The sequence below is a fragment of the Roseateles chitinivorans genome, assembly GCF_050632145.1.
Classification (GTDB): domain Bacteria; phylum Pseudomonadota; class Gammaproteobacteria; order Burkholderiales; family Burkholderiaceae_C; genus Roseateles; species Roseateles chitinivorans_B.
In genome coordinates, this window is record NZ_CP192577.1 from 1,136,759 (window position 1) to 1,162,940 (window position 26,182).

General features: G+C 68.6%; 28 protein-coding genes. 4 read left to right on the forward strand and 24 right to left on the reverse strand.

Going from position 1 to position 26,182, the window contains the following annotated elements; all coding sequences use genetic code 11:
* Nucleotides 1-28: 28 nt before the first annotated feature.
* From ACQ86G_RS05265 to ACQ86G_RS05360, 20 genes are all read right to left on the reverse strand, one after another.
* Entirely contained in the window at nt 29-874 is an 846-nt protein-coding gene (locus ACQ86G_RS05265; RefSeq protein WP_431259619.1) for a D-hexose-6-phosphate mutarotase, read from the reverse strand.
* A 93-nt stretch (nt 875-967) separates the two neighbouring features.
* The gene (locus tag ACQ86G_RS05270; RefSeq protein ID WP_431259620.1) at nt 968-1,630 is read right to left on the reverse strand and encodes a DUF799 domain-containing protein; all 663 of its coding nucleotides are present in this window, start codon (nt 1,628-1,630) and stop codon (nt 968-970) included.
* A 20-nt stretch (nt 1,631-1,650) separates the two neighbouring features.
* Nucleotides 1,651-2,067, reverse strand: coding sequence for a DUF4810 domain-containing protein (locus ACQ86G_RS05275; protein WP_431259621.1), 417 nt, complete (start codon nt 2,065-2,067; stop codon nt 1,651-1,653).
* Nucleotides 2,068-2,081: 14 nt separating this feature from the next.
* Nucleotides 2,082-2,771, reverse strand: coding sequence for a CsgG/HfaB family protein (locus ACQ86G_RS05280; protein ID WP_331613317.1), 690 nt, complete (start codon nt 2,769-2,771; stop codon nt 2,082-2,084).
* A 209-nt stretch (nt 2,772-2,980) separates the two neighbouring features.
* Nucleotides 2,981-3,397, reverse strand: coding sequence for a F0F1 ATP synthase subunit epsilon (locus ACQ86G_RS05285; protein WP_431259622.1), 417 nt, complete (start codon nt 3,395-3,397; stop codon nt 2,981-2,983).
* Nucleotides 3,398-3,478: 81 nt separating this feature from the next.
* Entirely contained in the window at nt 3,479-4,891 is a 1,413-nt protein-coding gene (gene atpD, locus ACQ86G_RS05290) for a F0F1 ATP synthase subunit beta (protein ID WP_067279183.1), read from the reverse strand.
* 48 nt (nt 4,892-4,939) lie between these two features.
* On the reverse strand, nt 4,940-5,815 hold the full coding sequence (atpG, locus tag ACQ86G_RS05295; RefSeq protein ID WP_297530792.1) for a F0F1 ATP synthase subunit gamma: 876 nt from the start codon (nt 5,813-5,815) through the stop codon (nt 4,940-4,942).
* Nucleotides 5,816-5,873: 58 nt separating this feature from the next.
* Nucleotides 5,874-7,427: a F0F1 ATP synthase subunit alpha gene (gene atpA, locus ACQ86G_RS05300; protein ID WP_431259623.1), complete on the reverse strand. Its 1,554-nt coding sequence runs from the start codon at nt 7,425-7,427 to the stop codon at nt 5,874-5,876.
* A gap of 91 nt (nt 7,428-7,518) precedes the next feature.
* Nucleotides 7,519-8,052, reverse strand: coding sequence for a F0F1 ATP synthase subunit delta (locus ACQ86G_RS05305; protein ID WP_297530791.1), 534 nt, complete (start codon nt 8,050-8,052; stop codon nt 7,519-7,521).
* A gap of 2 nt (nt 8,053-8,054) precedes the next feature.
* On the reverse strand, nt 8,055-8,525 hold the full coding sequence (locus ACQ86G_RS05310; protein WP_377158334.1) for a F0F1 ATP synthase subunit B: 471 nt from the start codon (nt 8,523-8,525) through the stop codon (nt 8,055-8,057).
* 38 nt (nt 8,526-8,563) lie between these two features.
* A complete protein-coding gene (atpE, locus tag ACQ86G_RS05315; RefSeq protein WP_067066400.1) occupies nt 8,564-8,833 on the reverse strand; it encodes a F0F1 ATP synthase subunit C in 270 nt (89 codons plus the stop codon).
* A gap of 79 nt (nt 8,834-8,912) precedes the next feature.
* On the reverse strand, nt 8,913-9,782 hold the full coding sequence (gene atpB, locus ACQ86G_RS05320) for a F0F1 ATP synthase subunit A (RefSeq protein WP_331616052.1): 870 nt from the start codon (nt 9,780-9,782) through the stop codon (nt 8,913-8,915).
* 16 nt (nt 9,783-9,798) lie between these two features.
* Nucleotides 9,799-10,353, reverse strand: a complete 555-nt coding sequence (locus ACQ86G_RS05325; protein WP_431259624.1) for an ATP synthase subunit I — start codon at nt 10,351-10,353, stop codon at nt 9,799-9,801.
* A 223-nt stretch (nt 10,354-10,576) separates the two neighbouring features.
* Entirely contained in the window at nt 10,577-11,521 is a 945-nt protein-coding gene (locus ACQ86G_RS05330; RefSeq protein ID WP_431259625.1) for an SMP-30/gluconolactonase/LRE family protein, read from the reverse strand.
* An 83-nt stretch (nt 11,522-11,604) separates the two neighbouring features.
* On the reverse strand, nt 11,605-12,096 hold the full coding sequence (locus ACQ86G_RS05335; RefSeq protein WP_431259626.1) for a GNAT family N-acetyltransferase: 492 nt from the start codon (nt 12,094-12,096) through the stop codon (nt 11,605-11,607).
* A 58-nt stretch (nt 12,097-12,154) separates the two neighbouring features.
* The gene (locus tag ACQ86G_RS05340; RefSeq protein ID WP_431259627.1) at nt 12,155-12,787 is read right to left on the reverse strand and encodes a glutathione S-transferase family protein; all 633 of its coding nucleotides are present in this window, start codon (nt 12,785-12,787) and stop codon (nt 12,155-12,157) included.
* Nucleotides 12,784-13,545, reverse strand: a complete 762-nt coding sequence (locus ACQ86G_RS05345) for an alanyl-tRNA editing protein (protein WP_431259628.1) — start codon at nt 13,543-13,545, stop codon at nt 12,784-12,786. Before ACQ86G_RS05345 ends, ACQ86G_RS05340 begins: the two co-directional genes overlap by 4 nt.
* A gap of 85 nt (nt 13,546-13,630) precedes the next feature.
* On the reverse strand, nt 13,631-14,281 hold the full coding sequence (locus tag ACQ86G_RS05350) for a VOC family protein (protein WP_431259629.1): 651 nt from the start codon (nt 14,279-14,281) through the stop codon (nt 13,631-13,633).
* A 10-nt stretch (nt 14,282-14,291) separates the two neighbouring features.
* Nucleotides 14,292-15,131 carry a PhzF family phenazine biosynthesis protein gene (locus ACQ86G_RS05355; RefSeq protein WP_431259630.1) on the reverse strand — a complete coding sequence of 280 codons (840 nt, stop codon included), beginning with the start codon at nt 15,129-15,131 and terminating at the stop codon, nt 14,292-14,294.
* Between the two features lie 147 nt (nt 15,132-15,278).
* Nucleotides 15,279-16,493, reverse strand: coding sequence for a PLP-dependent aminotransferase family protein (locus tag ACQ86G_RS05360; RefSeq protein WP_431259631.1), 1,215 nt, complete (start codon nt 16,491-16,493; stop codon nt 15,279-15,281).
* Nucleotides 16,494-16,612: 119 nt separating this feature from the next.
* On the opposite strand from ACQ86G_RS05360, the gene ACQ86G_RS05365 reads away from it, so the two are divergent.
* Nucleotides 16,613-18,055 carry a PLP-dependent aminotransferase family protein gene (locus ACQ86G_RS05365; protein WP_431261339.1) on the forward strand — a complete coding sequence of 481 codons (1,443 nt, stop codon included), beginning with the start codon at nt 16,613-16,615 and terminating at the stop codon, nt 18,053-18,055.
* Nucleotides 18,056-18,131: 76 nt separating this feature from the next.
* Nucleotides 18,132-18,917: a fumarylacetoacetate hydrolase family protein gene (locus ACQ86G_RS05370; RefSeq protein WP_431259632.1), complete on the forward strand. Its 786-nt coding sequence runs from the start codon at nt 18,132-18,134 to the stop codon at nt 18,915-18,917.
* 3 nt (nt 18,918-18,920) lie between these two features.
* Here the strand turns inward: ACQ86G_RS05370 and ACQ86G_RS05375 are convergent, their stop codons facing one another.
* Both ACQ86G_RS05375 and ACQ86G_RS05380 read right to left on the reverse strand, forming a co-directional pair.
* On the reverse strand, nt 18,921-20,798 hold the full coding sequence (locus ACQ86G_RS05375; RefSeq protein WP_431259633.1) for an ATP-binding cassette domain-containing protein: 1,878 nt from the start codon (nt 20,796-20,798) through the stop codon (nt 18,921-18,923).
* 36 nt (nt 20,799-20,834) lie between these two features.
* Complete coding sequence (locus ACQ86G_RS05380) at nt 20,835-21,749, reverse strand: helix-turn-helix domain-containing protein (protein WP_431259634.1); 915 nt, start codon at nt 21,747-21,749, stop codon at nt 20,835-20,837.
* 152 nt (nt 21,750-21,901) lie between these two features.
* Between ACQ86G_RS05380 and ACQ86G_RS05385 the strand changes: the two genes are divergently transcribed.
* Nucleotides 21,902-23,281 (forward strand): cytochrome P450, encoded by a 1,380-nt coding sequence (locus ACQ86G_RS05385; protein ID WP_431259635.1) that lies wholly within the window; start codon nt 21,902-21,904, stop codon nt 23,279-23,281.
* Between the two features lie 69 nt (nt 23,282-23,350).
* On the opposite strand, the gene ACQ86G_RS05390 is transcribed toward ACQ86G_RS05385, so the two are convergent.
* The gene (locus ACQ86G_RS05390; RefSeq protein WP_431259636.1) at nt 23,351-23,917 is read right to left on the reverse strand and encodes a helix-turn-helix transcriptional regulator; all 567 of its coding nucleotides are present in this window, start codon (nt 23,915-23,917) and stop codon (nt 23,351-23,353) included.
* A 122-nt stretch (nt 23,918-24,039) separates the two neighbouring features.
* Between ACQ86G_RS05390 and ACQ86G_RS05395 the strand changes: the two genes are divergently transcribed.
* Entirely contained in the window at nt 24,040-25,260 is a 1,221-nt protein-coding gene (locus tag ACQ86G_RS05395) for a CynX/NimT family MFS transporter (protein ID WP_431259637.1), read from the forward strand.
* On the opposite strand, the gene ACQ86G_RS05400 is transcribed toward ACQ86G_RS05395, so the two are convergent.
* Nucleotides 25,182-26,177, reverse strand: a complete 996-nt coding sequence (locus ACQ86G_RS05400; protein WP_431259638.1) for a Bug family tripartite tricarboxylate transporter substrate binding protein — start codon at nt 26,175-26,177, stop codon at nt 25,182-25,184. The two genes, ACQ86G_RS05395 and ACQ86G_RS05400, sit on opposite strands and share 79 nt — an antisense overlap.
* Between the last annotated feature and the right edge of the window lie 5 nt (nt 26,178-26,182).

The window sequence follows — 26,182 nt, forward strand, 5'->3', positions numbered from 1 at the left end:
GTCGATGGGGCACACGCGGGGGAAAGACTCAGAGCAGCTCCAGCGTCTGCATCCCCGCCCAGGTCTCGCCCGGCGGCAGCTCGACCGGCTTGAGCACCTGCGCGGCCTCGACGCACAGCATCTGCTTCCAGCCGCCTTCGGGCATGTCGGCCAGCGCGTCGCCCTTGGCCTGGCCCGGGTTCCAGACCACGACATCGGTGAAGCCCTGCTGACGGATGGCGACGCGGCGGTCGCCGTCGCGCAGGGTCAGGTCGTGCTTCGCATCCTGGTAGATGCGATCCGTCTCGCCGTCCAGGCGCAGCAGGTCCTCGTGCTGGGTGGCGGCGCGTTCCGTCGTCGCATCCCAGTACGCCAGCCCGGACAGTCCCTGCACGGACGCCGACATGATCTGCGTCAGCCGCAGGTAGGTGTGCAGCGCCGCCGTGAAGGACAACGGCGTGTCGCCCTTGTTTTCGCAGGCGAGCTCGATCTGCAGTGCGCGGCCGGCGATGCGGATGCTGATCTCGGCCTCGAAGGCATGCGGCCAGACCATGCGGGTGGCGTCGTCATCGGTCAGGCGCAGGACGGCCAGCGCGTCCTCCTTCCCGGACTCGGCGCTGACCAGTTGCCAGGGCTTGCCACGCGCGAAACCGTGGCGCTGCAGCGGCCCCCGGGTCGAGAACTGCGGAAAGATCACCGGCACGCCGCCGCGGATCGCCTGTCCGGTGCTGAAGGCGCTCTTGGAGGACAGGAAGAGCTGCTCGTCGGCGCCGGCAGGCACCCAGGACACCAGGTGGGCGCCGTGCAGCAGCAGCGTCGCGCGGGCGCCGCCCGGCGCGCGGAGTTCAAGGGCTTCGAGGCCCTGGTGGCGGGTGATGGCGATCGGAGTGGTCATGCTCAAAAGAAAAAACCCACCGGCGCGAACCGGTGGGTGGTTGACCAGCCGGCCGCTGAGGGCCGTCCGGTGCCGGGGTTCCTGACGAAGCCCTTAGTTTTTCACAACCGGACGCGCCCGCGGTCCCGGCAGCAGTCCGTTGGGGGCGGTGACCAGACGGTTGCCCGCCAGGCTCGCGATCTGGAAGCTGCGGTCGGACAGGTTGGCGGCGATCTGATCCACCACCGCCTTCACGAGCAGGCCGATCAGGCCACCCTGGTTGTTGTTGTTCTGCTCGGCGCTGGAGGCGGTCGCCTTGCCTTCCCAGAGCAGCGTGCCGGTCCGGAGGTCGATCAGCTTGGCCTGCATCTCGACGACGGTCTCGCTCGACAGCACCTTGTAGACCGAACCGTACTGCTTCACGCCGACGTACAGCGCCGCGTCGGCGCCGAAGATCTGGCGCAGCTTGGCGGTGTCGATGTTGTGGGCGTCCGACGGCGTCGTGATGCCGTTGGTGCGCAGGGTCTCGTCGACCAGCGTCACCGGCAGCACGTAGTAACCGGCTTCGCCCAGCGGCATCGACAGGTTGGACAACACGCCGTAGGTGGCGTTCACGTCCGGCGTGTCGTTCACCGGCGGCAGCACCAGCAGGGACGCCGGCTTGGCTTCCTTGAACGCGGTGTAGTCGTAGGGCTTGGACGGCGCGGCGCAGGCCGTCAGCGCGGCCAGCACGGCCACCGCGCCCAGGTGCTTGATCAGGGACATCAGGTTCGTCATGGTGTCTTTCTCCTGCACGCTCAGACGCCGCTCGCGGCCTTGGCGGGCGCGGCAGCCGCTGCGGCGGCGGTCTTCTCGGCGGGCTTCTTCAGCAGGAAGTCCACGTAGCCGGCGGACTCCGGGAACAGCGCGCGTTCGGCTTCCAGGTGCGCGCGGGCGGCGTCGTCGTTGCCGACCTTCGCGTACAGCAGCGCCAGGTGGCCATGCAGGCCGGGAGGCGTCGCTTCGTTGGCGGCCTTGTTCTTGATCAGCTGCGATTCAAGCTGCGTGATCTGGTCGCCGGGCGTCGCGCCGTTGGTCTTGAAGTACTGGTAGACGCTGCTCTGGTAGCCGCTCCACTGGTACAGCGGCTTCTGCGGCGTGCCGCAGGCGGTCAGCAAGGCGGCCACGGCCGCGAGGGCGCTCACGCGGAGCGCGCGGGTCATGCGGATGCTCATGATCGGTCTCCGGTTCAGCGGGCGGCTTGCGGCTTCCAGGCGCCGCTGTCGATGCCGGCGACCATCGTGTTGACGGCCTCCTTGATGGCCAGGTCCAGGACCTTGCCGTTCAGCGTCGCGTCGTAGCTCGCGGTGCTGCCGAAGCCGACGATCTCGCGGGTCGACAGCTCGTACTCACCGGCGCCCTGGGCGGAGTACACGACTTCCGAGGTCTGGCTGTTGACGATGTTCAGCGTCACCTTGGCGTAGGCGATCTGCTTCTTGCCGCGGCCCAGCACGCCGAACAGCGCCTGATCGCCGACTTCCTTGCGGCCGAACTCGGTCACCGAGCCCGTCACCAGGAAATCCGCGCCCTTGATGGCCAGGTTGCTGTTCTTGAACTTGGCTTCCTGCTGCGCCTCTTCGAGGTTGTCGCGGTCCAGCACGCTGAAGCGGTTGGTCTGCTGCAGATGGGCGACCAGGATCGACTTCGACTGATTGCCCAGGCGGTCGATGGCGTCGGCGAACATGCCGCGCATGAAGCTGGAGCGGTTCTCGAACTTGCCGACGGCGATCGGCGCGCGCTGACCCTGGTACTGGGCCGGGGCCGGCGTGGTGGCGCGCGGGACTTCGATGCTGCGGGACTGTTCGGTGGCGGCGCAACCGACCAGGGCGGTCACGGCGAGCACCAGCGAGGCGCGACGCGCCAGGACATTGAATGACATGGGAACTCCCTCAAAAAGATGCCGGCTTGATGCCGGCTGCTCTCCGGTTCGGACCGGATGTGCGAAGTGTGCGTCATCGCACAAAGGCGGATCGGCAACATCGAAAAGAACATCGGCAGGAGTGCGAGTTTTTCGCAGTCCTGCCGATGCAGTGTGGTGTCCTCGCCGCACCGGGCGACCGGTGCGGTATCGGAGCTGATGGGGTGGGCTCAGCGCTTGGCGCGGAACTTCCGCAGGGCCGCGATCTGCGCGGCCATCGCGGCGAACTCGCTTTGCGCCTTGGCGAAGTCGATGTCGCTCTTGGCGTTCTTCATCGCTTCCTCGGCCGCCTGCTTGGCAGCCTGGGCACGGGCCTCGTCGAGGTCCTTGCCGCGGATCGCGGTGTCGGCCAGCACGGTCACGACGTCGGGTTGCACTTCCAGCAGACCGCCGGCGACGAAGACGAACTCTTCATCGCCGTTGGGACGCTGGATGCGCACGGCGCCCGGCTTGATGCGGGTGATCAGCGGGGTGTGCTTGGGCAGGATGCCCAGCTCGCCGCCTTCGCCCGGCAGCGCCACGAATTTCGCCTCGCCCGAGAAGATCTGCTCTTCCGCCGAGACCACGTTCACGTGGAGGGTTGCCATTGCGTTTCCTTGATCGAGAAGTGAGAAGTCCGTTCGGAGATCGATGGAGCGCCGCTCTCACGGCGCGCCATCGATGGCTCTTTACTGGATCTTCTTCGCCTTTTCGAAAGCTTCATCAATCGTGCCGACCATGTAGAAGGCCTGCTCGGGCAGGTGATCACACTCGCCGTTCACGATCATCTTGAAGCCGCGGATGGTTTCCTTCAGCGGGACGTACTTGCCGGGCGCGCCGGTGAACACTTCCGCGACGTGGAAGGGCTGCGACAGGAAGCGCTGGATCTTGCGCGCGCGGGCCACGGCCTGCTTGTCTTCCGGCGACAGCTCGTCCATGCCCAGGATCGCGATGATGTCGCGCAGTTCCTTGTAGCGCTGCAGCACCGACTGCACCGACCGCGTCACGTTGTAGTGCTCTTCGCCGATGACGTTCGGGTCGATCTGACGCGAGGTCGAGTCCAGCGGGTCCACGGCCGGGTAGATGCCCAGCGACGCGATGTCACGCGACAGCACGACGGTGGCGTCCAAGTGGGCGAAGGTCGTGGCGGGCGACGGGTCGGTCAGGTCGTCCGCAGGGACGTACACGGCCTGGATCGAGGTGATCGAGCCGACCTTGGTCGACGTGATCCGCTCTTGCAGGCGGCCCATTTCCTCGGCCAGCGTCGGCTGGTAGCCCACCGCGGACGGCATGCGACCCAGCAGCGCGGACACTTCGGTACCGGCCAGCGTGTAGCGGTAGATGTTGTCCACGAAGAACAGCACGTCACGGCCTTCGTCGCGGAAGGACTCGGCCATCGTCAGGCCGGTCAGCGCGACGCGCAGACGGTTGCCCGGGGGCTCGTTCATCTGGCCGTAGACCATGGCGACCTTCGACTTGCTCAGGTCCTCCTGGTTCACGACGCCCGCATCGGACATCTCGTGATAGAAGTCGTTGCCCTCGCGGGTACGCTCGCCGACACCCGCGAACACCGACAGACCCGAGTGAGCCTTGGCGATGTTGTTGATCAGCTCCATCATGTTGACGGTCTTGCCGACGCCGGCGCCGCCGAACAGGCCGACCTTGCCGCCCTTGGCGAACGGGCAGATCAGGTCGATGACCTTGATGCCGGTTTCCAGCAGCTCCTGCGACGGGCTCAGCTCGTCGTAGGCCGGGGCCTTGCGGTGGATCGCCGAGGTCTTCTCGCGCGAGACTTCGCCGCGCTCGTCGATCGGGTTGCCCAGCACGTCCATGATGCGGCCCAGCGTCGGCTGGCCGACCGGGACCTGGATCATGTCGCCCGTGTTGTAGACCTCGCTGCCGCGGCGCAGGCCGTCGGACGAGCCCAGCGCGATGGTGCGCACCACGCCGTCGCCCAGCTGCTGCTGGACTTCCAGCGTCAGGGTCGTGCCTTCCATCTTGAGGGCGTCGAACACCTTCGGCATCTGGTCGCGCGGGAACTCCACGTCCACCACGGCGCCGATGCACTGAACGATCTTGCCCACCGATTGAGTGTTAGCCATTTTTTCGTTCCTTCAATTCAAATCTGTTGCCTGCGGTCGATCGCGAGATCAACCGCTGATGGCGGCGGCGCCGCTGACGATTTCCGACAGTTCCTTCGTGATCGCGGCCTGGCGGGTCTTGTTGTAGACCAGCTTCAGCTCACCGATCAGCGTTCCGGCGTTGTCGGTCGCGGCCTTCATGGCCACCATGCGCGCCGATTGCTCGGACGCCATGTTCTCGGCCACGGCCTGATAGACCAGGGCTTCGGTGTAGCGCACCAGCAGCTCGTTGATCACCGTCGGGGCGTCGGGTTCGTACAGGTAGTCCCATGCGTGACCCGCGGCATCCGTCTCCAGCGACTCGGCCGTCAGCGGCAGCAGCTGCTGCACCACCGGCTCCTGCTTCATCGTGTTGACGAAGCGGGTGTAGCAGAGATAGACCGCCGACAGCTTGCCGTCCGCATATGCGTCCAGCAGCGTCTTGACCGGGCCGACCAGCTTCTCGAGCTGGGGGCTGTCGCCGAGCTGCGTCGCATGCGCGACGACCTTGGCGCCGATCCGGTTCATGAAACCGAGACCCTTGTTGCCGATCGCCACCACTTCGGACTTCTGACCCGCGGACTCAACTTCCTTGAGCTTGCCGGTCGCTGCGCGAAGCAGGTTGGTGTTCAGACCACCGCACAGACCCTTGTCCGTCGTGACCACCACGAAGCCCACCGACTTGGCATCCGGGTTCGCCACCATGAACGGGTGACGGTACTCGGGGTTGGCCTTCGAGAGATTGGCGGCGATGTTGCCGACCTTCTCCGCGTACGGACGGGCCGCGCGCATCCGATCCTGCGCCTTGCGCATCTTCGAAGCGGCGACCATTTCCATGGCCTTGGTGATCTTCTTGGTGTTCTCGACCGACTTGATCTTGCCGCGAATTTCCTTGCCTGCTGCCATGATTTCTCCTGTGAGGGCCGGGTCTTGCCTGACTTCAGCGAGACCCGGTCATGGTTGCTTAGGCGAAGGACTTCTTGAACGACGTGATCGCGGCGTTCAGTTCAGCTTCCGCGTCCTTGTCCATCGCCTTGTCGTTTTCCAGCTTCGTCAGCAGGGCAGCGTGCGAGGTCTTCAGGAACTGGTGCAGGCCGTGCTCGAAGGACAGCACCTTCTTGACCTCGATGTCGTCCATGAAGCCCTTGTTGGCGGCGTACAGCGACGCGCCCATCAGGCTGATCGACAGCGGGCTGTACTGGGCCTGCTTCAGCAGTTCCGTCACGCGGGCACCGCGGTCCAGCTGCTTGCGGGTCGCGGCGTCCAGGTCGGAAGCGAACTGCGCGAACGCAGCCAGTTCCCGGTACTGGGCCAGGTCGGTACGGATACCGCCGGACAGCGACTTGATCAGCTTGGTCTGGGCTGCGCCACCGACGCGCGACACCGAGATACCGGCGTTGATCGCGGGACGGATGCCGGCGTTGAACAGGTTGGTTTCCAGGAAGATCTGGCCGTCGGTGATCGAGATGACGTTCGTCGGGACGAAGGCGGACACGTCGCCGGCTTGCGTCTCGATGATCGGCAGCGCGGTCAGCGAGCCGGTCTTGCCCTTGACTTCACCCTTGGTGAAGGCTTCGACGTACTCGGCGTTGACGCGGGCGGCACGCTCCAGCAGACGGCTGTGGAGATAGAACACGTCGCCGGGGAAGGCTTCGCGGCCCGGGGGACGGCGCAGCAGCAGCGAGACCTGACGGTAGGCGACGGCCTGCTTGGACAGGTCGTCGTACACGATCAGCGCGTCTTGACCGCGGTCGCGGAAGTATTCGCCCATCGTGCAGCCGGAGTAGGCCGACACGTACTGCATCGCAGCGGATTCGGACGCGGACGCGGCGACGACGATGGTGTATTCCATCGCACCGGCGGCTTCCAGGGCGCGCACGACGTTCTTGATCGAGGACGCCTTCTGTCCGATCGCGACGTACACGCAGGTCATGTTCTGACCCTTCTGGTTGATGATCGCGTCGATCGCCACGGCGGTCTTGCCGGTCTGGCGGTCGCCGATGATCAGCTCGCGCTGGCCACGGCCGACGGGCACCATCGAGTCGATCGACTTCAGGCCGGTCTGCACCGGCTGGTCGACGGACTTGCGGGCGATCACGCCCGGGGCGACCTTCTCGATGACGTCGGTCATCTTGGCGTTGATCGGGCCCTTGCCGTCGATCGGCTGACCCAGCGCGTTCACGACGCGGCCGATCAGCTCTGGGCCGACCGGCACTTCCAGGATGCGGCCCGTGCACTTCACGGTGTCGCCTTCGACGATGTGCTCGTAGGCGCCCAGGATCACGGCGCCGACGGAGTCGCGCTCCAGGTTCAGCGCCAGACCGAAGGTCTGCGTGCCATCGGCGGCGACCGGGAACTCCAGCATTTCGCCTTGCATCACGTCGGACAGGCCGTGCACGCGCACGATGCCGTCGGACACGGACACGACGGTGCCCTGGTTGCGCACGTCGGTGGACGCGCCAAGGCCTTCGATGCGGCTCTTGATCAGTTCGGAAATTTCAGCAGGATTCAGTTGCATTGCTTGCTCCCAGCGGCATCCCGCCGAAGCGGGACACCAGGGTGAATCGGGGGGATCTCAGGCAGTCGGGCCGAAGCCTGAAGCCGAGGCTTCAGGCAGTGAGCGCCACTTTCATGCGTTCCAGACGGGCCTTCACCGAGGTGTCCAGCACCTCGTCGCCGACCACCACACGGATACCGCCGATCAGGCCAGGCTCCAGCTCAACCTGCGCTTGCAGCTTGCGGCCGAAGCGCTTCTCCAGCGACGCGACCACGTCGGCCAGCTGGGCCGGCTCGATCGGGAAGGCGCTGAAGATGTGCGCATCGGACACGCCGGACGCGGCATTGGCCAGTTCGTGGAACTGCTGGACCATCGCCGGCAGCGCCGACAGGCGGCCGTTGGCGATCACCTCGCGCAGGAAGTTCTGAACGCCGGGCACCAGCGACTGCTTGCTCGCCGCGGACACCACGTCGAACACCTGGTCGGCGCTCACCTTGGGGTCTTCGGCGAACTGGCGCAGTTGGCTGTCGCCGGCGACGAGCGCCAGCGCGGCGAGCTGCTCGTTCCAGGTCTTGAGGTCCTGGGAGGACGCGACCTGGAACAGCGCTTCGGCGTAGGGACGGGCAATGGTTGCGAGTTCAGCCATGATTACAGCTCCGTCTTGAGACGGTTCAGCAATTCGGCGTGCACGCCGGCGTTGACCTCGCGCTGCAGGATCTGCTCGGCGCCCTTGACGGCCAGCGCGGCGACCTGCTCGCGCAGGGCCTCGCGGGCGCGCACCGACTGCTGCTCGGCTTCAGCCTTGGCAGCGGCGATGATCTTGGCGCCTTCGTCTTCCGCGCGCTTCTTCGCTTCGTCCACGATCGCGGCGCCGCGCTTTTCAGCGTCGGACAGCAGCTTGGTGGTTTCGTTGCGGGTCTGCGCCAGTTGCTCGTCGACCTTCTTGTTGGCGTTGGCCAGTTCGGCCTTGGCCTGGTCTGCGGCGGTCAGGCCGGCACGGATCTTCTCCGCGCGCTCGTCCAGTGCCTTCACGATCGGTGGCCAGATGAACTTCATCGTGACGAACACGAGAAGTGCAAACGGGATCCACTGGATGAAGAGGCTAGCGTTGATATTCACGGCACGATCCTTTCAGTCGTGAAAGGGTTCGGGCTCTATCAGCGAGCGACGGTGGCCAGCAGCGTAGCGGCGAACGGGTTGGCGAACGCGAACAGCAGGGCGATGGCGACGCCGATCAGGAAGGCGGCGTCGATCAGGCCGGCCAGGATGAACATCTTGGTTTGCAGTTCGTTCATCAGCTCGGGTTGACGGGCCGACGATTCCAGGAACTTGCCGCCCATCAGCGCGATGCCGATGGAAGCGCCGATCGCGCCCAGACCAACGATGATGCCGCAAGCCAGAGCGACCAGACCGAGGATGTTTTCCATGTTTTGCTCCTGAGAGAGTTAGATAAAGAGAAAGGGAAAAGGAATCGAGAAATCGCAGGGATCGAGCTGTCCGTCCGGATCAGTGCGCGTCGTGCGCCTGGCCCAGGTAGATCAGCGTCAGCATCATGAAGATGAAGGCCTGCAGCGTGATCACAAGGATGTGGAACAGCGTCCAGACCGTGCCGGCGAGGACGTGGCCGATGGCCAGGCCGATGCCGGTTCCGGTCAGGGCCCAGCCGCCACCCATCAGGGCGATCAGCATGAACACCAGCTCGCCGGCAAACATGTTGCCGAACAGTCGCATGCCATGGGACACCGTCTTGGCGATGAACTCGATGACCTGCATGAGGAAGTTGAACGGCCACAGCGCCCAGTGGTCGCCGAACGGCGCGGCGATGAGCTCATGGCCCCAGCCGCCCAGACCCTTGATCTTGACGCTGTAGAAGAACACCAGCGCCAGGACGAAGGTCGACAGGCTCAGCGTGGTCGACAGGTCGGCGGTGGGCACGACACGCTGGTAGGCGTGGTGCGCGTCATGGGCGACGTAGTTGGTGAACAGCGTCGGCAGCCAGTCCACCGGCAGCATGTCCATGAAGTTCATGAAGAAGATCCACACGAACACGGTCAGGGCGACCGGTCCGATGACGCGGCGGCTCTTCTCGTTGTGGATCACCGACTTGGCCTGGTTGTCCACCAGTTCCACCAGCATCTCGATGGCGGCCTGGAAGCGGCCCGGCACGCCGGCATGAGCCTTGCGTGCGACACGCCACAGGAGGAACACGGCCAGCAGGCCCAGCACCGTCGAATAGATCAGCGAATCGAAGTTGAAGACGCTGAAGTCGACGATGCCCGTCTGCTTCGCATCTTCGAAGGCGAAATTCTTCTGCCAATGCTGCAAATGGTGGGTGATGTATTCACCCGAAGTCGGCGCGTGCCCTTCTGCTGCCATGGTGGTGTTTCCGTCTCTATTTTCTGATTCGACCCCGCCGAAGCAGGGCCAGCCAATTTGCCTTCAGGGTCACGACGAGGGTCGAGAGCAATGCCGCCCAACTCAACGATGCGAAACCCATGGCGACCGCCACCAGGATGGCGACCGCCAGAATGATCTTCACCAGCTCCCAGACCGCGAACGTGAGCATCGGCGTGCCCGCGTCCCTGGCTGATTGCCGCGTCATGCCCCACGCCATCAGGGCGTTCGGCACGACGACCGAGACGGCACCGAACAGCGCCGACCAGGTTTTGTCGGCTTGCAGGGACAGCAGACCCCACAGCGCGACCATGATGGCGCCCGTTGCCGCCTGCCAGGTCAACAACGACCAGACGGACATCACCGGGAGCCGGGCCCGCAAGTCCTGCGCTTCTTCTCGCGTCAGGGGCTTGAAAGCCGGTTCGCCACCCGCATCTCCCTCTGTTCCATCATCCCAGGCATCCTTGCTGGCGGTGCCGCGGTCGTTCGCTGGAACGGGCCGGGGCGGCTCTGCGGGCGGTGCATCGGATGCACGCGCTGGATCGGGATTCACGGCGTCAGGGGCGAGCTGCAAAACCACGGGATTATAGGGGGTCTGGCCTGACAGGCCCTTAACAGCCCGTCGCGCCGGCCCATCCCCGCCGACTTGACAGCCTGTGCGAACCACGCCTAGGGCTCTCCCGAGCCCTGTTCATCGGCGTTGGCATCACTTGCGACACCCGTCCGTGCGCGGTGTGCGCGCAACACCTGTCCCCACATGGCGGGAAAAAAGGCCCTCAGTCTTCCCAGTGTGCGAACTGAACCGGCAACCCCGCGACGGGTACCCGCATCTTGAGCACACACCCGGCCCAGGGCTGCGCGGCGAGTTCCGCCTCGCTGCGCTTTTCCCGTGCGGTGGTGACGAAAAGGGTGCGCATGTCCGCACCACCGAAGGTCGGCATGGTCGCGCAGCGCACCGGCAGTTCGACGCGCTGGAGCACGTCGCCCGACGGCGACAGCCGCAAGAGCTGCTGCCCTTCCATCATGGCGATCCAGTAGGCCCCTTCCACATCGACCGCCGCGCCGTCCGGCCGGCCGCCGTAGTTTTCCAGCGACTGATCCGGCGCGCGCTTCTCGAAACTGGCGAAGACTTCGCGTGGGCCGACCGTGCCGGTTTCAGCATCGAAACTCAACCGGTAAATCTCATGGGCCTTGGTGTCGGCCCAGTACATCGTGTGGCCGTCCGGGCTCCAGGCCAGGCCGTTGGAGACGGTGATGCCGTCCTGGACCTGCTCGAACGCCCCGTCGCGCAGGCAATAGAGTGCCGATTCCGGCTGGCGGGCATCGTCGATGGTGCCGACCCAGAGACGGCCCTTCGCGTCGGCCTTTCCGTCGTTGAAGCGTCGCTTGGAGGCGTCATAGGGCGGATCGAGCAGCTTCTCGTACGCGCCGGTGGCGGGATCGAAGCGCCACAGCCCGTTGCGCTGCGGGATCAGCAACCGGCCGTCGGGCAGCGGCACGACGCAGCCGGGCTCGTCGTTGAGCGGCCAGCGGGTCGGCGTGTCCGCGCCGTTGTCGAGCCGGAACAACGCCTTGCCCGGGATGTCGACGTAATAGAGGCATTGCTCCAATGGATGCCAGAACGGCGACTCGCCGAGCAGCGCCGGCGTCAGCGACGCGGGTTCGAGGCGGTAGAGGTCGTCCGAGGACGTCGTCGAGGCGGCATGGGGCTGTGAGCTCATGCCCCGATGCTATGCCGGTAACCCGACGAAACCCGATGCCCCTGCCGACGGACTGGCGGGATCGCCCCGCCAACCGTCCGCCCTCAGTCCAGATCGACCTTCAGGTAATGCGCGCCGGCGATGGGGTTGAAGTAGTACGGCGGGATCTCCTCGAAACCGAGGCTCTCGTACAGATCGCGCGCGGCCTCCATGTCGTCGAGCGTGTCGAGCAGCATGCTGGAGTAGCCCGCCGTCGTGGCGCGATCGATCAGCGCCTGCGCCATCGTGCGTCCCAGGCCGAAGCGGCGGAACGCGGGGCGGATGAACAGGCGCTTCATCTCGCAGGCATTGGCGTAGTCGGAATCGGTCATCGGCCGGAAGCCGCCGCACCCGGCGATCTGGCCGTCGACCAGCGCCAGCAGCAACATGCCTTGCGGCTCGTCATATTCGCCGGGCAGCGAGGCGAGTTCCTGGTCGAAGTTCTGGAAGTCCAGGTCGATGTCCAGGCTCTGTGCATATTCGCGCATGATCGCCCGCGCTTCTTCCCACAACGGGGGCGAATCGGGGCAGATCAGTCGTATCTCAGGCGTGTCCACAGCGGGCGAGTGTAGCGAGGCCGTTCCGGCGATCAAGTGTCGCGTCTAGAGGCGTGCATCAAGGACCGGCGGCAGGACCGTGGGCCGCGAAGCCAGGGCGGGTCAGCAGGTGCTGGTACCAGGCTTCGACCGCCGGCAGATCCGTGTGCGCGATCGGCGCCGCGCGCCAGCGATGGGCGGACAAACCCAGCACCACATCCGCGAGCGTGAACGTCTCGCCCAGGACGAAGGGGCCACCCGAGCGCACGAGCTGCGTGTCGAGCATCGCCATGTGCCGGTTCCAGTTCGCGATGCCGGCCTCGATCTGCGCGGCGTCCTGGTGGAGCGCGCTCTTGCGCACCGTCGCCATGAACGCATAACGCCAGCTGTTGTTCAGCTCGCCGCCCTGCCAGTCCATCCACATCTCGACGAGCGCGCGCCGGCGTGGCTCGTCGGGCAGCAGGTCGAGGCGACCCTCGCGCCGCGCGAGGTAGCGGCAGATGCTGTTGCTCTCCCACATCGAGAACGGGGCATCAGACCCGTCGTCGTCGATCAGCACCGGCATCATCGCGTTCGGGTTGAGCGCGAGGAACGCCTCGGCCTTCACGTCGACGTCCTCACGCGCCAGGTCCAGGCCCAGTTCGGCGCCGGTCCACAACACCTTGCGGACATTGATGGACGCCGCGCGTCCGAGCACACGAAGCCTGCTCATGCCAGGGTCACCGATGCCGAAGCAGGCGACGAGGCCGATGTGTCCACGGTGGCGAAGCCGAGCACGACGCGGCGCGTCCTGGCCGACTTCTTCTCGATCTTCGTGACGACCACCGCGCCGATCTCCGCCGTGTTGGCGACGTGCGTGCCGCCGCAGGGCTGCAGGTCGACGCCGTCGATCGCGAGCAGACGCACGCGGCCGGTGCCGCGCGGCGGCTGCACGCTCATGCTGCGGACGAGGTTCGGATTCGCATCGAGTTCCTCGTCGCTGATCCAGCGATGGCCGACCGGATGCGCCTCGGCGACCAGCCGGGCGATGCCGGCCGTCAGTGCGTCCTTGTCGAGCGGATCGGTCATGTGGAAGTCCAGCCGCGCGTAACCCGCCGTGATCGAGCAGCCGTCGACCGGATGCGGCACCAGCGCGCACAGCAGGTGCGTCGCGGTGTGGAATCGCATGTGGGCGTGGCGACGCGTCCAGTCGATCCGCGCCGTCACCGGCGTGCCGGCGTCGAGCCCGCTCAGGTCCTGGCCCGGCGCGGGCAGGTGCAGGATCTCGCCGCCTTCGCCCTTGCGGGTATCGGCGATGCGGAGTTCGCGCCCGCCCGGCAGCGTCAGCGTGCCGGCGTCGCCGGCCTGCCCGCCGCCTTGCGGATAGAACACCGTGCGGTCCAGCAGCAGGCCAAGTTCGTCGGCGCGCAGCAGCGTCGCCTCGCATTCGCGCAGCTGCGCATCCTCGCGGAAGAGATCCTGCGTGCTCATCGGGTCCTTGTCGTCACTTCAGCGGCTCCTGGGCGATTCCTGGGCAGCGCTTGAGCCGTTCTTCAGCGGAACTCTGCTCGGCACTTCAGCGGGAAGCCGGCAGGACGTCATCAAGGTCGCCGGACTGCGTCGGCGCGTCGGACAAGGTCCCCTCGATCGCCTCCAGCTCGACCGTGCCCCGGGGCGTCGAGAGCTGCGCGCGCAGGCCGTCGCGGGCCTCGAAGCCCAGCAGCTGCACGCCGCTTTCCGGCAGCTTGTCGGTCGGATGGGCGTCGCCCTTCCATTCGATCGGCACCGGCAGGCCTTCCTTGCGCAGCCGGCGACCGTCCTCGCGCAGCGCGATGCGCCAGCTCAGGTCGCCGCGGGCGGCCTCGACCGCCTCGCCGGCATCGACGCCCTCGCCCGACCACGTGGCCAGCGTCGCGTCCAGGCTCTGCACCCGCGCGACCCAGTGCAGCAGCGACGGGCCATCCTCCTTCAGGCGCTCGCGCACGGCGGGCTGGTCCAGGTCGAACCATCGCGGGCGGCCCGGATCCGGCGCCTCCGGATCGATCGCGATGATCTCCAGATAGCAGCGCGGATAGGTCGGCGGCCCGCTGATGTTGAGCAGCAGGTTGTGCGTGCCCATCAGCGCATGGCGCCCACCGGGTTGAGGGGACACGCCGAGGACACGTTCGCACCAGGCGCGGCCCTCCTCCAACGTGTTCGCGGCGACAACGAGATGATCGACTTCCATGCTCATGGCTTCACAACCTCACCTGACCGTGGATCAATGGCGTGACATCGCCGCCAATCCAGCAATGTCCGCCCTCTTTCGCCACATGCACCCGGCCGGCACGCCCGAGGGCGGCGCCCTGGGCGGCCACATAGCGGTCGGGCGCCAGACCGGCGCCTTGCAGCCATAGTGCCAGACCCGCGTTCAGGCTGCCCGTGACCGGGTCTTCGGCGGGACCGAGGCCGGGCACGAAGGCCCGCACCTCGAATTGCAGCGGCGAACCCTCAGGATAAGCGCCAACGACGCCCAGCTTGAGTCGCCCCATGGACACGTAATCGGGTTCGATGGCCAGGACCGCCTCGGCCGAGGCCAGGCGCGCCGCCATCCAGTCGGGACCGTTGTTGACCCAGACGACGTCCAGCAGGTCCGCATCCGCGACGCGCAGCGATCGCGCCACCTGGTCGCGCAGCGCCGGCTCGACCGGTCCCTCGCGCAGCAGCGGCGGCGCGGCGAAGGCCAGCCGCGCGCCGTCGCGCCGGATGCGCACCAGGCCGATGGCGCATTCCTGCACCACCTCGCCGGGCCGCTTCGGATCCCCGCCGCTGGACAGCCACGCGTGGCAGGAGCCCAGCGTCGGATGGCCCGCGAAGGGCAGCTCGCCGCCCGGCGTGAAGATGCGGACGCGGTAGTCCGCGTCCGGATGCGTGGGCGGCAGCAGGAAGGTCGTTTCGGACAGGTTCGTCCATTCGGCGAACTTCGACATCGTGGCGTCGTCCAGGCCGGCGCCATCGATGACGACGGCCAGCGGGTTGCCCTTCAGCGCCTCGGCGGTGAAGACATCGACTTGAACGAAGCGGCGGAGTTCGGACATGGGAACCTCGGAAAACTCGGAAAACCAGGGCGAGTCGATCCGTCCCGCCTGACGAGGCGGTGACGGGTGACGGGAACAGGGGACAAGCCCCGACCCCGCGTGGGGTCGGTATCGGTCCCCGTGTGGGAACCGACGACGGCTCGTCGATCAGGGCGCCGTTTCGGCGGTCGTCAGCGCGAGCGCCTCGTGCAGCACGCGGCCGAGCTTGTCGACGCCTTCGGCGATCAGGTCGGGCGTCAGCGTCACGAACGACAACCGCAGCGTGCGCGTGTCCGGCTGGTGCGCGTAGAACGCGGCGCCCGGCACATAGGCGATGCCGGCGTCGACCGCGCGCGGCAGCAGCGCCATCGCGTCCAGGCCCTCGGGCAGGCGGATCCAGAAGAACATGCCGCCTTCCGGGGTCTGCCATTCGCAGCCGGGCGGCAGCGCCGTTTCCAGCGCCTTGGCCATCGCATCGCGGTTGGCCTTGTAGCGGGCGCGGATCTTGGGCACGTGCTCGTCCAGGAAGCCGCCCTTGATGACCTCGTGCACGACGCGCTGGTTGAAGCCCGGCGTGTGCAGGTCGGCGGCCTGCTTGGCCTGCAGCAGCTTCGGGTAGAGCTCGCTCGGCGCGACGATGTAGCCCAGGCGGAAGCCCGGCGTCAGCACCTTGGAGAACGAGCCCAGGTAGATGCTGCCTTCCGGCCACAGCGAGCTGAGCGAGGCCGGCGGCGCCTGGTCGAACCACAGGTCGCCGTAGGGGTTGTCCTCGACGATCGGCACGCCGGCCTTGCGGGCGGCGGCGACCACGGCCTGACGGCGCGCCAGGCTCATCACGCGGCCGGTGGGGTTCTGGTAGTTCGGCAGCAGGTACGCGAAGCGCGTGCCCGGCGCATCGTGCGGCAGCGCCTCGATGGCCGACGGCAGCGGGCCTTCGTCGTCGCTGGCGAGGCTGGCGAAGATCGGCTCGTACGGCGTGAAGGCCTGCAGCGCGCCGAGGTAGGTCGGCGTCTCCACCGCGACCGGCGCGCCCGAATCGCAGAGCAGCTTGCCGACCAGGTCCAGGCCCTGCTGCGATCCGCTGGTGATCAGCACCTGATCCGGCGAGGCGTTGATCCCCAACGTCGCGACCTTGGCCGCGACCCACTCGCGCAGCGGTGCGAACCCCTCGCTGGCGGCGTACTGCAGCGCCTCCTTGGCGTTGTGCGTCAGCACGCGGTCGCAGGCCGTCTTGATGGCATCCACCGGGAACGTGTCCGCGCTGGGCAGGCCGCCCGCCATGGACAGGATGCCCGGCTTCTCGGTGACCTTCAGGATCTCTCGGATGATGGACGGGTTCATGCGCGCGGCACGGCGGGCTTGCGTCCAGGGACTGCGGTTCATGGGGGTTGTCTCCGGTTGAGCGGACCAGTCTAAGGGGTCGACCAGCACAGGACCAATACACTGCGCCATACCACCGCATGATCTGTATCGGCATGGACACCAGCACAGCCAACGCCAGCATGAGCGCCCCCAACAGCGCGAATGTCGCGCCGGTCGCCCTCTCCCGCAACGCCAGCCAGCCACTCGCGCAGCAGCTGGCGCAGCGCTTCGCGGCGCGCATCCAGCAGCGGCTGCTGCTGCCGGGGGCACGACTGCCCTCCGTACGCGACTGTGCGCGGCACCACGGCGTCAGTCCCTACACGGTCGTCGCAGCCTACGACCAGTTGCTCGCCCAGGGCTTGCTGGAAGCGCGCAAGAAGCGAGGGTTTTTCGTTCGCGAAACCCGGACGCCACCGCCCCGGGCGCCGGTCGCCCATGACGTCGCGCCCACGCCACTGCCGCCGCCGGTGGACGCCAGCGCGCTGATCCGCGGCATGTTCCAGGCGGACGCACGGCGCTCGCCGGGCCTGGGCACCCTGCCGGCGGAATGGCTGGACCTGGGGTTGCTGCAGTCGACGCTGCGCCGCCTCGCGGCCAACGCGGACGACGCGCTGATTTCCGGCTACGGCGAGCCGCTGGGTGACGAGCGGCTGCGGCGCGCGTTGTCGCGACGGCTGCTGGACATCGCGGTGCAGGCCGCGCCCGACCAGATCATGAGCACCGTCGGCGCGACGCACGGCCTGGACCTGATCACGCGGGCCTTCCTGGAGCCGGGCGACGCCGTGCTGGTGGACGACCCGGGCTGGGCGATCGAATACGCGCGGCTGTCCCAGGCCGGCATGCGGCTGCTGCCGGTGCCGCGCGGCGCGCACGGGCCGGACATGGCGGTGATGCGCCGGCTGATCGAGGAGCACCGGCCGCGCATGTACGTGACGGTGTCGGTGCTGCACAACCCGACCGGCGCGACGCTGGACCTGGCGCATGCGCACCAGGTGCTGCAGCTGGCGCACGCGCACGACCTGCTGATCGTCGAGGACGACACCTACGCGCTGTTCGCGCCGAACCACGCCCCGCGACTGGCGGCGCTCGACCAGCTGCGGCGCACGATCTACGTCTCCGGGTTCTCCAAGATGCTGTCACCGGCCTGGCGCGTCGGCTTCGTCGCGGCGAGCGCCGAACGCATGGCGCGGCTCACCGACCTGAAGCTGCTGGCCTCGCTGACGACCAGCCCGCTGATGGACCGCGCGGTCGCGCTGTGCCTGGAGCAGGGCCTGCTGCGCAAGCACGCGGAACGGATCGCGGCGCGGCTGGTGTCCGCGCGCCAGCGTTGCGTGCGGCTGGCCGAGGACGCCGGCTGCCGCTTCGCCGCGACGCCGGCCGGCCTGTTCGGCTGGGTCGACGTGGGCGCCGACACCGAGCGCCTGGCGCCCGTGATGATGGACCAGGGCTGGCTGATCGCGCCGGGCATCCTGTTCAGCCCGACGCGCACGCCGGGCACGCTGATGCGCATCAACTTCGCGACCTCGCAGGACCCGAAGTTCTGGCAGGCGCTGGAGCGGGCGCGGGAGGCCCTCAAGCGCTGATGCATCGGGACGCGTTCGCCCTCGCCCGGAACCCCCGCCGAGGTGCCGACGACCGCCACGCATAAGATCCGCGGTCATGACGACCCCCAACTCCTCCTCCCCCGTCGACCTGGGCGCCGCGCTCGCCGAGGCCTGGACCGCCGACACCCTGCTCGACGACGCCGCGTGGTCGCTGCCCGACGAGGCGGCGGCCTACCAGGCGCAGGCCGAACTGGCGAAGCGGCTCGACTGGCTCTCGCCCGGTCGGGTGCAGTTCTGGAAGTGCGGCGGCTCGTCGCGCGAGGGCGCGCTGGGCAGCTCGCCGCTGCCGCCGATGCGCGCACGCGAAGTCCGCGGCCTGCGCAACGGCGGCGACTTCGGCGAGTTCACGCTGGTCGGCGCCGAAGCAGAGATCGCCCTGCGCCTGGGTCAAGACGTGACCCCGGAGATGGCCGCGGCCCTGGTGCCCGGCCAGGCCGAACACCTGATCGACGCGATGTGCGTCGCGGTGGAATGGCTGGGCTCCCGTTGGCAGCGCGGCCTGGCGGCGGACAACACGCTGCGCCTGGCCGACGCGCAGACGCACGGCGCGCTGGCGCTGGGTCCGTGGCAGGCCTGGAAGCCGGGCCACGACTGGGCGAACCAGCCCTGCGAACTGATCGTCGAGGGTCAGGCGCCCATGGGCGGCGTCGGCGGCCACGGCCTGAACGACCCGGCCTGGGTGATGGCCGGCTGGCTGCAGATCGCGACGCGCGGCGGGCAGACGGTGCCGGCAGGCAGCGTCGTGACGACGGGCTCGTGGCGCGTGGCCACGAAGCTCGCCAAGGGCGCGACGGTCACCGCCCGCTACGAAGGCCTGGGCGAGTTGTCCGTCCGCGCCTGACGATCACTTCCCGTCGAGTTCTTCCCAGCGCGTCATCAGGGTCAACAGCTCGTCGTCGATCTCGGCGGCGCGGTTGGTGACCTCGGTGATGCGGCCGGCGCCCTGCTGGTACAGGTCGGTGCTGTTGAGCAGCGCCTGCAGGTGCTTCTGCTCGGTCTCGAGCGCGCCGATCTGCTTGGGGATCTCGTCCAGCTCGCGCTGTTCCTTGTAGCTGAGCTTGCGCTTGGACGCGACCACCGGCGCCGGCGCGGGGGCCGGTGCGGGCGCCGGCGTGGGTGCGGCGGCCGGCGCCTGGCGCGCCTTGATCTCGGCGGCGCGCTGCGACTGCTGCAGCCAGTCCTCGATGTCGCCTTCGTACTCGCGCCACTTGCCCGCGCCTTCGCTGACGATGGTCGAGGTCACCACGTTGTCCAGGAAGCGCCGGTCATGGCTGACCAGGAACACGGTGCCGTCGTACTCGGCCAGCAGTTCCTCGAGCAGCTCCAGCGTCTCGATGTCCAGGTCGTTGGTCGGTTCGTCCAGCACCAGCACGTTGGCCGGCCGTGCGAACAGCCGGGCCAGCAGCAGCCGGTTGCGCTCGCCGCCGGACAGGCTGGACACCGGCGATTCCGCGCGCGCCGGCGAGAACAGGAAGTCGCTCAGGTAGCTCTTGACGTGCTTGCGCTGGTTGCCGATCTCGATCCACTCGCTGCCGGGGCTGATCGTGTCGGCCAGCGTCGCGCTGAGGTTGAGCGCGTCGCGCATCTGGTCGAAGTAGGCGACCGACATCTTCGTGCCCAGGCGCACCGCGCCGCTGTCGGGCGCCAGTTCGCCGAGGATCATCTTCAGCAGCGTCGTCTTGCCGGCGCCGTTGGGGCCGATCAGGCCGACCTTGTCGCCGCGCAGGATGGTGCCGGTGAAACCGTCGACGATCACGCGATCGCCGAAGCGCTTGGACACGCCTTCCAGCTCCGCCACGATCTTGCCGCTCGAGTCGCCGGTGGCGACGTCCAGCCGCACCTTGCCCTGCACGTCGCGGCGGGACTGGCGTTCGTTGCGCATCTCGTGCAGGCGCTGCACGCGGGCGACGCTGCGGGTGCGACGGGCTTCGACACCCTTGCGGATCCACACCTCTTCCTGCGCCAGCAGCTTGTCGAAGCGGGCATTGGCCAGCGCTTCGTTCTCCAGCTCGTAGGCCTTGGCGGCCTGGAAGGCGGCGAAGTTGCCGGGGTAGCCGCGCAGCTGGCCGCGGTCGAGTTCGACGATGCGGTTGGCGACGTTGTCCAGGAAGGCGCGATCGTGGGTGATCAGCAGCAGCGAGCCCTTGAAGCCGTTCAGCAGTTCCTCCAGCCACCGGATCGCGTCGAGGTCCAGGTGGTTGGTCGGTTCGTCGAGCAGCAGCACGTCCGGCTGCGCGACCAGCGCGCGGGCCAGCGCGACGCGCTTCTTCAGGCCGCCGGAGAGTTCGCCGATCTTGCGGCCGCCGTCCAGGTCCAGGCGGTGCAGCGTCTCGTCGACGCGCTGTTCCCAGTTCCACGCGCCGATCTGCTCGATGCGCTCCTGCACCCAGCCGAGATCGTCGTTCTCGTCATGCGCCTCGTAGCGTTCGCGCAGCGCCTTGGCTTCGGCGACGCCTTCGCTGACGACGTCGAAGATCGTGGCCTCGGGGCGCAGCTCGGGCTCCTGCGGCACGTAGACGCTGGTCAGGCCCTTTTCGAGCTGCAACAGCCCGTCGTCGAGCTTCTCGATGCCCGCGAGGACCTTCAGCATCGAGGACTTGCCGGTGCCGTTGCGACCGATCAGGCCGACACGGTCGCCGGTTTCGAGGGAGAAATTGGCGCCGTCGAGCAGCGGCACGTGGCCGAAAGCGAGGTGGGCGTTGGAGAGGGAAAGGACAGCCATGGGGGCGATTGTCCTCGAAGGCGCGTGACGACTCCCTCAGACCCAGACGCGATAGGCCCAGAACGCCTCGTCCTGGGCGACGCGACGGCGCAGTTCCTCGGGGCTGAAGCCGCTGAGCCGACGGGTCTCGCGGCACAGGTGCGCCTGGTCGGCGTAGCCGTGGTCCTGCGCCAGCGCGCTCCAGATCACGGCGCCCTCGTCCTCGTCGAGCTTGCGCACCTGCTGGAAGGCGGCCTCGGCGCGGCTGACCAGCCGCAGCGCGCGCAGGCTCTGGCCGCTCCATTGCTTGATGCGGCGCTCCGCCTGACGGACGCTGCGCCCGTGGCCGGCAGCGATCGCGCGCAGCGCCAGGTGTTGCATCCAGCCGGCGTAGCCGCGCGGCGGCGGATCGTCCGCCAGCACCTCGTCGCGCACGGCGCGCCAGCGCGGCAGCAGGAAGTCCTCCAGCGTGCGCCGGGCCGTCTGTTCGTCCCGGGCCGCAAGCACCGCGGCGTCGAGCGCCCGCCATGCCGGATCGTCGATGAACGACAAGGGCAGCATCCGGTCCTTGAGTTCAGCGAGATCGACGCCCGTCATCGCCTGCAGTGCCTCCGGCCGGATCGCGACCATGAAGGCCCGGCAGTCGGACGTCGCCTGGAAACGCTTGGGGCCGCGGCGCGGACCGCCGATGACACTGGCGGGCAGCCAGGGGCCGGGCGCGCCATCGTCACTGCCGTCGGAGACGCTTTCAGCCCCGACGTCCAATTCGCGCACACGTCCGCTCACGGTCCAGCTCAGGCCACAAAGCGGCGTCGCGGGGAACCAGCTCTGGCATTGCGCATCGGTCAAGGTGTCGCCTTGCTCGGCCACCGCCGACAGGTCCCGCCACAGGTAGGCGTAGAGGCACCCCTCCAGCGCGCGAGGCGGGATGTGCAACCGCGCGACGGTGCCGGGATGCAGAGGGGCGTCCATGCATCGCAGTCTAGATGCACCGCCCCTCTCACTTCCTCTCCCGCACTGCGGGAGAGCGTGGGGGCGAGGGCCTGCGGCGGTGGACGGACGGGAGCGCACGATGTCGCTTCGATTCAAGACGCCCCGGCGCAGCACGGAGACGATGCGATCCCATGAGCCATGTCCTTGCGATCCCCGACACCGTCCCCGGTCCGCGCCCTCGCTGGGCCGGCCTGCCCGAAGTCCTGTCCATGCGCCGCGACTACCTCGGCCACATGCAGCGGCTGCAACAGCAGTACGGCGACGTCGTCCACCAACGGCTGCTCGGCCTCGACGACTTCAACTTCTTCCACCCCGACCAGGTCCGCGAGTTGCTGATCGCCGGCCACGACGGGATGATCCGCTGGGAGCGCGCGACGCAGGTCTTCGCCCACGCGCACGGCCAGAGCGTCCTCGTCGCCGAGGGCCCGGCGTGGCAGCGTCAGCGCAAGCTGCTGCAGCCCGGCTTCGCGCCGCAGCGCGTGCAGGGATTCGTGCCGCTGACGGTCGAGGCTGCCCGCCGGGCGCTGGATCGACGCCCCGCCGGGCCCGAGGCATCGGACATCGACTTCGAACAGCTGATGACCCTGCTGACGATGGACGTGATCCTGCGCACGCTGTTCTCGACCGGCGAGGGCGAGGCCGTCGTGGCCGAGGCGTCCTGGGCGGTGCACGAGCTCGGCAGGATCGCGATGGGCGAGATGTACGTGCCGGTCAGCGCCCCGCTGTGGGCGCCGTGGAAGCGCGGCAAGCGTCGCGCGCTGCGCTCGCTGGACACGCTGATCCGCGGCCATCTCGCCGGACGCCGCGAACGCGCCCGACGCGGTGAGCCACCGCCGGACGACCTGCTCGGGATGCTGATGTCCCTGCTCGACGCCGACGGCGCGGCGCTCGACGACACCGCGCTGCGCGACGAGTGCATGACGACATTCCTGGCCGGCCACGAGACCAGCGCGGCCGCGCTGACCTGGTGGGGCTGGTGCATGGCCGCGCATCCGGACGCGCAGCAACGCGCGGCCGACGAGGTCGACGCCGTGCTCGGCGACCGGGCGCCGACGGCTGCGGATCTCACGCGGCTGCCGTGGCTGAGCCTGTGCATCAAGGAGACGCTGCGCCTGTATCCGCCTGCGCCCGCCCTGTTCTCCCGCCAGTTGACCGGAGAGAGGGAGATCGCCGGGCTGCGCCTCAAGCGCGGCGCGATGATCCGGCTGACGCCGGGCGTGATCCAGCGCGACCCGCGCTGGTTCGACGAACCGGACGCCTTCCGCCCGGAGCGCTTCGATCCGGCGGCGGGGCATCGCGAGATCCCGCGCGGCGCCTGGATGCCCTTCGGCGCGGGACCGCGGGTGTGCCTCGGCAGCCACTTCGCGCTGATGGAGATCACCTTGATCGCGGCGATGGTGCTGCAACGGCATCGCCTCGCGCCGGTGCCCGGAACGCCGCCGCCGACGCCGGTGCTCAACATCACGCTGCGTCCCGCGACGCCGCTGCGGCTTCGCCTGATGCCGCGCTGACCAGACGCGCTGAATCTTTTATTCGTGGACGGCGTGCGAGGCGGTCCGTAGCCTCACGGCATGCCCGCCTTACGAGATCGTCTCGGTCAACCGGACGAAACTCCCGTCCGAGAGTTGGAAGCGCACCCAGCGCATCCGGCTCGGCTGGATGGGCATGTCCTGCTCCACCGAAGCGCCGGTGTCGAACTCCACCGCGCCGGGCGCCGGCTCGTACCAGCCGAGCGCGTCCAGACGCGCCTCCTGCGCCACGATCTCGGGCGTGGCGTAGCACCACAACGCGCGTCCGATCAGCTCGGCGCGCGGCAGGCGGCAATGGTGTTCGCGACCGCGCGACATCGCCAGCAACCGGTGACTGAGGTCGCAGATCAGGTGCACCGCGCCGGGCGCGCGCTCGACGAGGCGGCCCAGCTCGAAGTCGGCGGCGCTGTCCAGCCTCGCGGCCATCAGCCGGCGCAGCGCCTGCTGCTCGTCCAGCGAGGGCGCGGCGATGCCCGATTCCCAACGCGACACCGTCGTCTGCGACACGCCCAGCTCGGCGCCGACCGCGCCCTGTTTCAAGCGGCGCAGCGTGCGCCATTGACGCAGGCTGCGGCCGAGCTGGCGGGCATCGCAGGAGAGCAGCGGCGAGTCGTTCATGGGGCGGCGGCGGGCATTCGCAGGGACGAAGGATCGATGTCGATGTCGATGTCGATGTCGATGTCGATGTCGATGTCGATGTCGATGTCGATGTTCAGGGTGATCGGTATTGGAGGACCGGAGTGAGGATTTTGCTGTACTACCTCTGCGGCGTGTTCGCCGCGGCCCAATTGGGCAAGCTGGCCGCGCTGTCGCCGCCGATCGCCCGCGAGCTCCAGCTGGGGTTGGCCGCGATGGCCGCGTTGACCTCGCTGCTCGAAGTCTGCGGCGCCACGCTGGGCGGCGCGGCGGGTCGCTGGCTGCCGCGTCTCGGGCTGAAGCGCGCGCTGGCGGCGGCGGTGCTCGCGCTCGCCGTCGGCTCGGCCGCGGCGGGATTCGCCCATGGCCTGGCCCTGCTCGCGCTGGCGCGGCTGGTCGAGAGCCTGGGCTATCTCGCGATCGTGGTCGCCGCACCGGTGCTGATCGCCCGCGCGGCCGAAGGCCGTCGCCAGGCCGCGGCGATGGCGCTCTGGAGCACTTTCCTCCCGGTGGGCATGGCGATCGGCGCGTGGGGCTATGCGCACGCGGCGGGCTGGGCCGGCTGGCGGCCCGCGCAGGCGCTGAGCGTCGCGGGCGGTGTCCTGCTCTGGATCGGGCTGTGGGCGATCCGCGTGGACGACGACCCGCACGCCGTCGAACCACGCCATCCGCCAGGACCGACCGGCGCACTGCTCTGGGCGCTGGTCGCCGCCTTCGGTGCGTACGCGATCGCGGAAGTGGGTCTGCTCGCGCTGCTGCCCAGCCTGCTCACGCAAGGCGGCATGCCCTTGAGCACCGCCGGGACCTGGACCGCCGCGGCCGCGCTGGCCAATGTGCCGGCGAGCGCGATCGGCGCCTGGCTGCTGAGGCGGCACGGCGCGCTGTCGCGCGCGATCGCCGTCGGCATGGCGGTGTCGCTCGGCGCATCCGGGCTGCTCTACCTCGGCGTGATGCACGACGGCGGCGACGCGTCCTGGCAGGCGATGCTCGCCATCGGCATCAACGCGGCGTCTGGCGTGTTCCCGAGCCTGGTCTTCGCCCTGCTCCCGCTGGCGGCGCGCACGCCGGAGCGGCTGTCGCTCGCCAGCGGGCGACTCACGCAGTTCGGCGCCTCGGGCGCGCTGCTCGGACCGCCGCTGATGGGCACGGTCGTCGAACGTTGGGGGTGGAGCGCCGCGGGCGGTCTGGCGCTCGCGTTGTCGCTGCTCGCGATCCCGCTCGCGCTCTTCGCCTGGCGGCGGCTCGCTCACTCGTCCGACGAGAACCCGGACGCCGCCACGATCGGCCCCCACTGCGCGCGTTCAGCGGACAGCCGGCGCGCGTAGTCCGCCGGCTGCATCGCCAGCGGCTCGCAGCCGAGCTTGGCCAGTCCCTCGACGACCTGCTTCTCGCGCAGCGCGACGCGGACCAGGTCGAAGACCTTGTCGACGATCGCGGCCGGCGTCTTCGGCGGCAGGAACAGGCCGTAGGTCTCGACGCCGATGATGCCCTTGAAGCCCTGCTCGCCGAAGGTGGGCACCTCCGGCGCGAAGCGGGAGCGCTCGTGGTCGGTCACGCCGAGGATGCGCACTCGACCACCCGCCACGTAGGGTAGCAGGTCGCCCAGCAGGAAGCAGCCCGACGCGATCTGCCCGCCCATCAGGTCCTGCAGACCGGGCGCCGCACCGCGGTACGGCACATGCGTCAGCGAGATACCGGCGGCACGCTTGAACTGGTCGCCGAGGAAGTGCGGCATCGCGCCGGCCGCGGGCGAGGCATAGGACGACTGCTCCGGATGCGCCTTGGCCCAGGCGGCGAAATCGCCCATCGTCTTCACCGACGCCGGCACCATCGGCCCGACGCCGAAGCCGCAAGTCGCGTTGGCCATCGGGGAGACTGCGATCGCGTCGGTCTCCGGCTTGTAGGCCAGCTTGCGGTAGACATGCGGATAGATCGTGAACATCGACGACGGGCTCACCAGCAGCGTGCCCCCGTCGGGCGGCGCGTCGCGCAGCGCGGTCACCGCGAGCCGGCCGCCGGCGCCGACGCGCTGCTCGACCAGCACGTTCTCCGCAAGGCGTCCGCGCCAGGCTTCGGCCAGGCGCCGCGCGCTGACGTCCACCGACCCACCGGCCGGGAAGCCGACGAGGATGCGCGGCATCGCCGCGGTCTGCGCGTGCAGCGGCCCGGCGAGGCCGGCCATCGCTGCGCCCAGCAGCAGTCCCGCGTCGCGGCGGGTGAGCTTCCGATCGAGGTCGTTCATCGCCT

What these genes read in the sequence shown, in the direction of transcription:
- ACQ86G_RS05350 (WP_431259629.1), bottom strand. Translation starts at nt 14,281, where the DNA reads ATGGAAGTCGATCATCTCGTTGTCGCCGCGAACACGTTGGAGGAGGGC.
- ACQ86G_RS05365 (WP_431261339.1), top strand. Translation starts at nt 16,613, where the DNA reads ATGAGCGCCCCCAACAGCGCGAATGTCGCGCCGGTCGCCCTCTCCCGC.
- ACQ86G_RS05355 (WP_431259630.1), bottom strand. Translation starts at nt 15,131, where the DNA reads ATGTCCGAACTCCGCCGCTTCGTTCAAGTCGATGTCTTCACCGCCGAG.
- atpD (WP_067279183.1), bottom strand. Translation starts at nt 4,891, where the DNA reads ATGGCTAACACTCAATCGGTGGGCAAGATCGTTCAGTGCATCGGCGCC.
- ACQ86G_RS05375 (WP_431259633.1), bottom strand. Translation starts at nt 20,798, where the DNA reads ATGGCTGTCCTTTCCCTCTCCAACGCCCACCTCGCTTTCGGCCACGTG.
- ACQ86G_RS05345 (WP_431259628.1), bottom strand. Translation starts at nt 13,545, where the DNA reads ATGAGCACGCAGGATCTCTTCCGCGAGGATGCGCAGCTGCGCGAATGC.
- ACQ86G_RS05385 (WP_431259635.1), top strand. Translation starts at nt 21,902, where the DNA reads ATGAGCCATGTCCTTGCGATCCCCGACACCGTCCCCGGTCCGCGCCCT.
- ACQ86G_RS05265 (WP_431259619.1), bottom strand. Translation starts at nt 874, where the DNA reads ATGACCACTCCGATCGCCATCACCCGCCACCAGGGCCTCGAAGCCCTT.
- ACQ86G_RS05360 (WP_431259631.1), bottom strand. Translation starts at nt 16,493, where the DNA reads ATGAACCGCAGTCCCTGGACGCAAGCCCGCCGTGCCGCGCGCATGAAC.
- ACQ86G_RS05285 (WP_431259622.1), bottom strand. Translation starts at nt 3,397, where the DNA reads ATGGCAACCCTCCACGTGAACGTGGTCTCGGCGGAAGAGCAGATCTTC.
- ACQ86G_RS05305 (WP_297530791.1), bottom strand. Translation starts at nt 8,052, where the DNA reads ATGGCTGAACTCGCAACCATTGCCCGTCCCTACGCCGAAGCGCTGTTC.
- ACQ86G_RS05390 (WP_431259636.1), bottom strand. Translation starts at nt 23,917, where the DNA reads ATGAACGACTCGCCGCTGCTCTCCTGCGATGCCCGCCAGCTCGGCCGC.
- atpG (WP_297530792.1), bottom strand. Translation starts at nt 5,815, where the DNA reads ATGGCAGCAGGCAAGGAAATTCGCGGCAAGATCAAGTCGGTCGAGAAC.
- ACQ86G_RS05270 (WP_431259620.1), bottom strand. Translation starts at nt 1,630, where the DNA reads ATGACGAACCTGATGTCCCTGATCAAGCACCTGGGCGCGGTGGCCGTG.
- atpA (WP_431259623.1), bottom strand. Translation starts at nt 7,427, where the DNA reads ATGCAACTGAATCCTGCTGAAATTTCCGAACTGATCAAGAGCCGCATC.
- ACQ86G_RS05400 (WP_431259638.1), bottom strand. Translation starts at nt 26,177, where the DNA reads ATGAACGACCTCGATCGGAAGCTCACCCGCCGCGACGCGGGACTGCTG.
- ACQ86G_RS05330 (WP_431259625.1), bottom strand. Translation starts at nt 11,521, where the DNA reads ATGAGCTCACAGCCCCATGCCGCCTCGACGACGTCCTCGGACGACCTC.
- ACQ86G_RS05370 (WP_431259632.1), top strand. Translation starts at nt 18,132, where the DNA reads ATGACGACCCCCAACTCCTCCTCCCCCGTCGACCTGGGCGCCGCGCTC.
- ACQ86G_RS05280 (WP_331613317.1), bottom strand. Translation starts at nt 2,771, where the DNA reads ATGTCATTCAATGTCCTGGCGCGTCGCGCCTCGCTGGTGCTCGCCGTG.
- ACQ86G_RS05380 (WP_431259634.1), bottom strand. Translation starts at nt 21,749, where the DNA reads ATGGACGCCCCTCTGCATCCCGGCACCGTCGCGCGGTTGCACATCCCG.
- ACQ86G_RS05340 (WP_431259627.1), bottom strand. Translation starts at nt 12,787, where the DNA reads ATGAGCAGGCTTCGTGTGCTCGGACGCGCGGCGTCCATCAATGTCCGC.
- atpE (WP_067066400.1), bottom strand. Translation starts at nt 8,833, where the DNA reads ATGGAAAACATCCTCGGTCTGGTCGCTCTGGCTTGCGGCATCATCGTT.
- atpB (WP_331616052.1), bottom strand. Translation starts at nt 9,782, where the DNA reads ATGGCAGCAGAAGGGCACGCGCCGACTTCGGGTGAATACATCACCCAC.
- ACQ86G_RS05275 (WP_431259621.1), bottom strand. Translation starts at nt 2,067, where the DNA reads ATGAGCATCCGCATGACCCGCGCGCTCCGCGTGAGCGCCCTCGCGGCC.